Consider the following 7,818-nt stretch of genomic DNA (forward strand, 5'->3'; position numbering starts at 1 on the left):
TAACGACGTCCAATCCATTCGGGCCTTGATCGGCCACCGGGTGGCACCAGCAACGGAAAACCAAGCACCATGACCGCATCCCACCTCGTTATCCCCGACCTCGCCGGCAAGGCAGTCCTGATCACCGGCGCGTCGACCGGCATTGGCGCAGCGCTGGCCAAAGCCTTTGCCGCCCAGGGGGCAATGGTGGGGCTGCACTACAATTCCAGCGTCGAGGCTGCCCGGCAACTGGCCGCCGAGATCACGGCGGCGGGTGGCAGGGTGGCGCTGATCAGGGCCGATGCAAACCAGTCCTCGGAGATGCGCCGCGCGGTGGAAGAGACCGTGGCAGAATTCGGTCGGCTCGATGGGCTGATCAACAATGCCGGCGGCATGGTCGCCCGCCTGCCCTACGCCGAGATGACCGACGCGCATTATGACGCCGTGATGGACCTCAATGGGCGCTCGGTGCTGGCTGCCAGCGCCGCGGCCATTCCCCATTTGCGAACGGCAGGCGGGGGGTTCATCATCAACACCACCTCGATCGCGGCCCGCAACGGCGCCAGCAATGGCGCCGGCATCTATGGTTCGTCCAAGGCTTTCGTCGCCAATGTCACGCGCGGCATGGCCAAGGAACTCATCGCTTACGGTATCCGCGTCAACGCCGTGGCGCCGGGGGTGATCACCACGCCGTTCCACGAGCGCTATTCAACCTCGGCGCAACTTGAGGCAGCGCTCGCCACCATTCCCCAGGGCCGCCTTGGGGTGCCCGAGGACTGCGTCGGTACCTATCTGTTTTTGGCCTCGGCCGCGCTATCGGGCTACATTATTGGCCAGGAGATCGAGGTCAATGGCGGCCAGTTGATGCCCTGAGGGGTAGTTGGAAGGATAATCCATGAGCAAACGCATCGTTTTCACCGGCGGCAGCGGCAAGGCGGGACGGCACGCCATTGCCTATCTGCGCGCCCAGGGCCACGCCGTTCTCAATCTTGACCTCAAGCCGCTGGACATGGAGGGGGTCAACACCGTGATCACCGACCTCACCGATAGCGGCCAGGTGTTCAATGCCCTGTCCATGCATTTCGATTTTGATGGGTTCACCACCGGCAAGGGTCCGGCGCCGATCGATGCAGTGGTGCACTTTGCCGCCATTCCCCGCGTGCTGATCCAGCCGGACAATGAAACCTTCAAGGCCAATGCGGTCTCCACCTACAATATCCTTGAGGCGGCGACCAAGCTGGGGATCCGGAAAATCGTCATCGCCTCGAGCGAGACCACCTATGGCGTCTGTTTTGCCGAAGGCGACAAGGATTACCATTCCTTCCCGCTCGAAGAGGATTATGACGTTGATCCAATGGACAGCTATGGCCTGTCCAAGCTGGTCAACGAGAAGACCGCGCGGGCCTTTGCCATGCGCAGCGGCGCCGATATCTATGCGCTGCGCATCGGCAATGTCGTGTCACCGGAAGACTATGCACGGTTCCCCGCCTATCTCGCCGATCCGCCATCGCGCAAACGCAATGCCTGGAGTTATGTCGACGCGCGCGATCTCGGGCAGATCGTTGATCTGTGCATCGGCAAGGACGGGTTGGGGTTTCAGGTGTTCAACGCCGTCAATGACGAGATCACCGCCAACGAGCCGACCGAGGCTTTCCTGCGCAAATGGGCGCCCAACTCACCCATCACCCGACCGATGGGCGAGTGGGAGGGCCCGCTGTCGAACCGCAAGATCCGCGACGTTCTTGGCTTCAGGGAACAGCACAACTGGCGAAAATACGTTCCCGGCGCCTGAGACGCGCAGGGCCTATCCTTTGACCGCAGGGCCACACCGACTTTCCCGGCTGCCCTGCAGCGGTTGACGAAGCGGCGCAGCGACTGCAGTGCCGCATGGACACCGATATTCTGACCCTGCGGGCGGGGCTGGGGGCACTCGCCCATCCCGGCCCCGCCCGCGCAATGTCCCGTTGTTGTTGCCCCACAGGTCTGCTCTCATCGCGCCATGCACTTTATCCCGACTGCCCTGCGGGGCCCCCTGTTCATGGTTGTTGCGACCGGCTCCTACGTGGTCAACGACACCATGATGAAACTGGCCACGACGGGCCTGCCGCCCTATGAGGTGCTGTTTCTGCGCGGCGTCGCGGCGACGCTGTGGAGCATTCCGCTGCTGTTTATGCTGGGCTACGCCAGGCAGGTGCCGCAGCTCGTCGACAAACGCGTGCTGGTCCGGAACCTGTTCGAGACCGCCGGGATCGTCGCCTATGTCGTGGCACTCGCCAATATGCCGATTGCCGATGCCAGTGCGCTGGCCCAGATCACCCCGCTTCTGGTCATTATCGGCGCTTCAATGTTCTTTGGTGAAAGGATCGGTGCCACCCGCCTGGGGCTGATTGCCCTGGGCTTCATCGGCGCGTTGATGATCGCCCAGCCGACCCTGCAGGGGATTTCAATCTTCGCCTTGCTGGCGCTGGCCAACGCCGCGTTCGGCGCCGCCCGTGACCTGACCGGACAGCGTGTCGCCGCCGAAGTGCCCGGCATGATCGTGGCGATATCCGCCGTGCTGGTGGTGCTGCTCGGTGCGGGCATCATGCACCTGCTGTTCGAGCGCTGGGTGACGCCAGAACCCTATCACCTCACCCTGATGGCCGGCGCCGGGCTGTTCCTGATCTCGGGCCACTTCTTCATCTTCATGGCCTATCGCGTCGGCCCCACCGGCGTGGTGGCGCCATTCTTTTACAGCTTCACCGTCTGGGCGGTGATTTCGGGCCTGCTGGTGTTCGGCGAGTTCCCCAATCCGCTGGCCATTGGCGGTATCCTGCTGGTCGTTTCCAGTGGCCTGATCATCGTCACGCTGGATCAACGCAAACGGCGGCAGACCGGGATGAAGGAGACGAACGGCACAGCGCCCCTTTCGGAACCTGTACTGCCCGCTCCCCTCCCCGGTGAACCCTAGCCCAGCGCTTCACGCGCGCGCTGATTGCGCCGGGAGATGATTTGCCGGAGCCAGACCAGGCCAAGGATGGTCGAGCCAATCGCCGTCGATATCAATTCGGGTGCAATCAGCAGCAGCGCGCCGATGACGAGCAGGGCGCGTTCGATCTTCCACAATGGCGCCGTCAGCCAGTTGGTAATGGCCGCCGACAGCGACAGAATGCCCAGCACCGCCCCCGTGAACGCCAGTAGGAAGTCCGGCCAGGTAAAGCCCTCGGTGACCAGCAGCAGCGAAGGCGAGAAGACGAACACAAACGGCACCAGTGCCTTGCCCATCGAGAGCCGGAACGCGGTATTGCCCGCCTTGAAGGCATTGCTGCCGGCAATGCCGGATGCGGCATAGGCGGCCAGGGCCACTGGCGGCGTCACGTCAGCAATGACCCCGTAGTAGAACACGAAGAAATGGGCCACCAAGGGCTCGACGTTCAGCATGGTCAGTACCGGTGCCGCAACGGCAACCATGATGATGTAATTGGCCGTGGTTGGAATGCCGGCACCCATGAGAATGCACACCACCGCCGTCATCATCAGGGTGAACAGCAGCGTCAGGTTTGCCTGGCTCAGCAGTTCAAAGGGCAGGAATGCCAACGTCCCATGGACATCAACGGCCCATTGCTGGGCTACCGAGGTGACCATATAGGCGATCTTGAAGCCAACGCCGGTCAGTGTGACAACGCCAATAACCACGCCCACCAGGGCGGCTGCCGCCGTAATCGACAGCGTCTGGCGCGCGCCCAGCGAAAAGCCCTCATAGACCCCGACGACGAAATCCTTGAGCCCACCCAAAAGACCACTGCGCATGAACGACTGGATCAGATACACCACCATGCAGGCGGTGATCGACCAGAATGCAGCCGCGAATGGCGTGCGCCCTGACATCAGCATATAGACCAGCAGGATGAGGGGGATGGTCGACATCCAGCCCTCGCGCAACACCTTGATCGCGTTGGGGAGCTCTTCCTTGCTCAGGCCTCTGATGCCCTGCCGCCGCGCCTCGAGATGCACCTGCACCAGCACGCCGAAAAAATGCATGAACGCGGGCACAATGGCCGCGATCAGGATGAGGCGCAGGGGAATGCCGAGATACTCGACCATGAGAAAGGCCACCGCGCCCATCACCGGTGGCGTGATCTGTCCACCGGTCGATGAAGCGGCCTCAACTGCCGCCGCAAAGTGGCGCTGGAAGCCGATCTTGATCATGGCCGGAATGGTCAGCGCGCCGGTGGTCACCGTATTGGCGATGGACGATCCCGATATCGAGCCGAGCATGGCAGAGGCCAGCACGGACACCTTGGCCGGGCCACCCGAATACCGTCCGGTCAGTGCGCTTGCCAGGTCGATGAACAACTGGCCCAGGCCGATGCGCTGGGCCATGACACCAAACAGCACAAAGTGAAAAACATAGGTGGCAATGACCCCCAGCGCGGTGCCGTAAATGCCCTGCGAGGTCAGATAGAGGTGATTGATAATGGTGTCCCAGCCCGCGCCCGGGTGGACAAAGATGCCCGGCATGTACCGGCCAAAATAGGCATAGGCAATGAACAGGATGGCGATGACTGGCAGCGGCCAGCCCATGGACCGCCGGACCGCCTCCAGCAGCACGACCAGCAGGACCGTGCCCATGACGACGTCGATGGCCAGCGGATTGCCGACCCTGAAGGCTAGCTCGCTATAAATCCACGGGACGTAAAATGAGGCAATGGCGCCGGCAATGGCCAGAACCCAGTCCAATACCGGCAAGCCGAGAATACTCGGCTGACGGGAAGGCTTCTTGGACCCGGCGAATGCGGCAAAGCTCAGAAAGACCAGGAATAGCGACACCCCCATATGCAAACCACGGTGGGTGGTGGCCTGGGGAATGCCAAATCCTGCAGTATAAAAGTGATAGCACGACAGCAGGAACAGAATGATGCCGACCAGCACTGCAACAGGTCGACCGACCGATCGAAAGCGGGCTTCCGGATCATATTCGGCTTCCAGAGCTTTGAGGGCTTCGGCGCTCAGAGGTTCATCGTCTTGCTTAAGGGCGCTGCTGGTCATCGCGTCTGGTCCCAATTAAAATACGCGGCCAGAAACTGGCCGCGTATGGTCGTGATCCTGGAAACTGCCTAGAGCTTCCCGGCTTCCTTGTAGAAGCGCTCTGCACCGGCGTGGAACGGAATGCCGGCACCCTGGACGGCATTGTCGAGCGTGATCGACTTGCCCTTGGCATGACCCGAGGCAAACAGGCGCTGCGTGTTGTCGTTGTAGATCGCCTTGGTGATGCCATAGACGAGGTCATCGGACAGATCCGCCGATGTCACCAGCTGGGCGCCAACCGAAAGCGTGGGGACGTCTTCGGAAACGCCGTTATAGGTGTCAGCCGGGAAGCTGTCCTTGGCGAAGAACGAATATTCAGCAAGCATTTCGTCGACTTCGGGGCCGGTCACCGGCACCAGCACGATATCTTGCTGGGAGGCCAGTTCGGCAATCGCGCCGGCGGGATAGCCGCCAACGAAGAAGAATGCATCCATCTGGCCGTCGCGCATGCGATCAGCAGCCTGGTCTGGCTTGAGATACTCTGCCTGAATATCGCTTTCGCTCAGCCCAAAGGCCTCAAGAATGATCTTGGCGTCAACCAGCGTGCCCGAGCCGGGCTCGTCCAGCGAAACCTTCTTGCCCTTCAAATCGGCTACCGATGCGATACCGGAGTCCCGGCGGGCCACGATGTGAATGCTCTCGGGGTAGAGATTGGCGATCAGGCGCAGATTGTCGATAGCGTCCTGGTCTTCCCAGATCCCGGTGCCGGTCTGCGCCCAGTAGGCGACGTCGGACTGCGAGAAACCCGCTTCCAGATTGCCGCCAGCAACGCCGTTGATGTTGCCGACCGAGCCGTTCGATGCAACGGCGGTGGCAACCAGGCCGGGCACACCGCACGAGCCGCCATCTTCACAGGCGCGCGAGCCAGGTGGATTGGAAATGGCGTTGGCGATCAGGCCGCCGATTGGATAATAGGTGCCGGCGGTGCCGCCGGTGCCAATGCGGAAGAACTGCATATCCTGCGCAATAGCTGGCTGAGCCATGAGCCCGAGCAGCGAGGCAGCTGCGATAGCGATCCATTTTTTCATGTATCTAATCCCTGTATAAGCAGTTTTTGTGCTGGCCGATTTTGCATAGGCCCAGCGCATTATGAACGACACGCCGGATATAACAACTCCTTGCAACGCGAGATTGCCGAGCGGGGGAAAACGCCTTGCCGCAGACTGCCCTGGTGGCGACGCCCCCAAGGCAAGTTGCGCCAACAGGATCTGCCAGCAGCGACAGACGGGCCGCTAGGATGCGCTCATGGTTTCGGCCAGTATGCGGGCGGTGGTCGGGCCCAGCGTAAATCCTTGGTGCCCGTGCCCGAAATTGTACCAGAGACCGGGTTGATGTGGCGAGGGCCCGATCATTGGCAGCATGCCCGGCAGGCAGGGGCGCGTGCCCATCCAGGCCTGGTCTTCGACCTTGTCGCCCAGCTGGAACAACTGCTTTGCCGCCACGGTCGAACGCTGCAGCTGCCGCAGGCCCGGCGCCGCCTCGATGCCGTTCAGCTCGGCCCCGGTCAATACCCGCAAACCCTTGGTCATGGGCGACAGGAAGGTGCCGGTCTCGACATCCATCATCGGCAGAACGGGCCCGTTCTCGACCGCAAAGTGCAGGTGATAGCCGCGCTTGAAGACCATGGGTATGCGATGGCCGAAGCGGGACAACAGGGCTGGTGACCAGGGGCCGAGGCAGACCACCACGCGCTCGGCATGGACGGACCCGTCCTCGGTCGCAACCTGCCAGCCCTTGCCGTCCCGCTGCAGGCTCATTGCATCGCCGCGCCTGATTTGCCCGCCGCGGCGCAGGAACAGTTCGGCATAGCGCTCAACCAGCCCGCCGGGATCGCGGCAGCTCCAGGCGCTGGTCCAGTGCACCGCGCCCGCCAGCGGCCGACGCAGTCCCGGCTCAGCCGCCGCCAGTGCCGCACCGTCCAGCAGCTGGTGTGGCACACCATGCTCGGAACGATAACGCTCGGCAGCTGCTACAGCCAGTTCGAACCCCCGCGCGGTCCGATAGACCTTGCGGTACCCGTCGCGCGAGATGAGGTCGTCGGCACCTGCCGCCATGATCAGCGCATTGTGGTCGGCCGTCGCCCTGTGGATCATCCTGGACCACACGGGCACGATGTTGGCGCGATAGCCACGCGGCAGCGAGTGACGCGCATAGCGCAGCGCGGGGCCAAGCCAATGGCGCATCCCGCTGAGGCTCCAGGCGACGTTATTGGTGCGGCCCAGCGCGATATCGATCAGGCTGGGCAGATCCAGCGGCAGCGGATACGGCTCGACTGCCTCGGCCTGGATGATGCCGGCATTGCCATAGCTGGTTTCCTGGCCTGGCCCGCGCCGGTCGACCACGGTCACCGCATGGCCCTTCTCCTGCAGGGCCAGCGCTGTGCCGATGCCGACCATGCCGGCGCCAAGGACGATAATCTCTGTCATGATTGGCCTAATCCTGGCTCGTATTCGGCCATCTGGGCTACGCTATTGTGGTATGGGCCGTCCGGCCAGGTCCGCAATCCCGGCGCCTGGGGCCGACATCAATTGGGTCCGGGTTGACAGAAGTTGTCGCGACTGGCGGGAACGTTGTCAACCATCTTGCAGCCGTGATGCGACAAGGTCATTCTGGCGCATATCGGCCTTTGCCACCACGTCCCCGGACCTTGGCTCAGCGCGGCCGAAACCTTGCGTGCCTGAGTTGAGGATGCCTCAGCGGCCAGTGTGGCTGTCGCCCTTAGCCGAGTTGAAGCAGTCGCCCCAGGACGTCCTCGCGGCGCAGCATGCCCAC

General features: G+C 62.6%; 6 protein-coding genes. 3 read left to right on the forward strand and 3 right to left on the reverse strand.

Translation table 11 applies throughout. The features are described from left to right. The first annotated feature begins 69 nt into the window (after positions 1 to 69). The 3 genes from Q8O80_RS10655 to Q8O80_RS10665 all read left to right on the forward strand — a co-directional run bounded on the left by Q8O80_RS10655 (position 70) and on the right by Q8O80_RS10665 (position 2,929). On the forward strand, positions 70 to 852 hold the full coding sequence (locus Q8O80_RS10655; protein ID WP_305579451.1) for an SDR family NAD(P)-dependent oxidoreductase: 783 nt from the start codon (positions 70 to 72) through the stop codon (positions 850 to 852). 22 nt (positions 853 to 874) lie between these two features. Then, on the forward strand, positions 875 to 1,771 hold the full coding sequence (locus Q8O80_RS10660) for an NAD(P)-dependent oxidoreductase (protein ID WP_305579452.1): 897 nt from the start codon (positions 875 to 877) through the stop codon (positions 1,769 to 1,771). A 207-nt stretch (positions 1,772 to 1,978) separates the two neighbouring features. Beyond that, a complete protein-coding gene (locus tag Q8O80_RS10665) occupies positions 1,979 to 2,929 on the forward strand; it encodes a DMT family transporter (protein ID WP_305579453.1) in 951 nt (316 codons plus the stop codon). Here the strand turns inward: Q8O80_RS10665 and Q8O80_RS10670 are convergent. The 3 genes from Q8O80_RS10670 to Q8O80_RS10680 form a co-directional block, all read right to left on the reverse strand. Beyond that, complete coding sequence (locus Q8O80_RS10670; RefSeq protein ID WP_305579454.1) at positions 2,926 to 5,007, reverse strand: TRAP transporter permease; 2,082 nt, start codon at positions 5,005 to 5,007, stop codon at positions 2,926 to 2,928. The genes Q8O80_RS10665 and Q8O80_RS10670 overlap by 4 nt on opposite strands. A 68-nt stretch (positions 5,008 to 5,075) precedes the next feature. Continuing rightward, the gene (locus Q8O80_RS10675) at positions 5,076 to 6,074 is read right to left on the reverse strand and encodes a TAXI family TRAP transporter solute-binding subunit (RefSeq protein ID WP_305579455.1); all 999 of its coding nucleotides are present in this window, start codon (positions 6,072 to 6,074) and stop codon (positions 5,076 to 5,078) included. Positions 6,075 to 6,278: 204 nt separating this feature from the next. After that, complete coding sequence (locus Q8O80_RS10680) at positions 6,279 to 7,472, reverse strand: FAD-binding oxidoreductase (protein ID WP_305579456.1); 1,194 nt, start codon at positions 7,470 to 7,472, stop codon at positions 6,279 to 6,281. Positions 7,473 to 7,818 lie beyond the last annotated feature (346 nt).

Origin of the sequence: Devosia sp. (assembly GCF_030689745.1) — a bacterium.
Taxonomy (GTDB): domain Bacteria; phylum Pseudomonadota; class Alphaproteobacteria; order Rhizobiales; family Devosiaceae; genus Devosia; species Devosia alba.

Excerpts from the sequence above, each read along its gene's own strand:
- Q8O80_RS10655 (WP_305579451.1), top strand. The coding sequence starts at position 70 with ATGACCGCATCCCACCTCGTTATCCCCGACCTCGCCGGCAAGGCAGTC.
- Q8O80_RS10660 (WP_305579452.1), top strand. The coding sequence starts at position 875 with ATGAGCAAACGCATCGTTTTCACCGGCGGCAGCGGCAAGGCGGGACGG.
- Q8O80_RS10665 (WP_305579453.1), top strand. The coding sequence starts at position 1,979 with ATGCACTTTATCCCGACTGCCCTGCGGGGCCCCCTGTTCATGGTTGTT.
- Q8O80_RS10670 (WP_305579454.1), bottom strand. The coding sequence starts at position 5,007 with ATGACCAGCAGCGCCCTTAAGCAAGACGATGAACCTCTGAGCGCCGAA.
- Q8O80_RS10675 (WP_305579455.1), bottom strand. The coding sequence starts at position 6,074 with ATGAAAAAATGGATCGCTATCGCAGCTGCCTCGCTGCTCGGGCTCATG.
- Q8O80_RS10680 (WP_305579456.1), bottom strand. The coding sequence starts at position 7,472 with ATGACAGAGATTATCGTCCTTGGCGCCGGCATGGTCGGCATCGGCACA.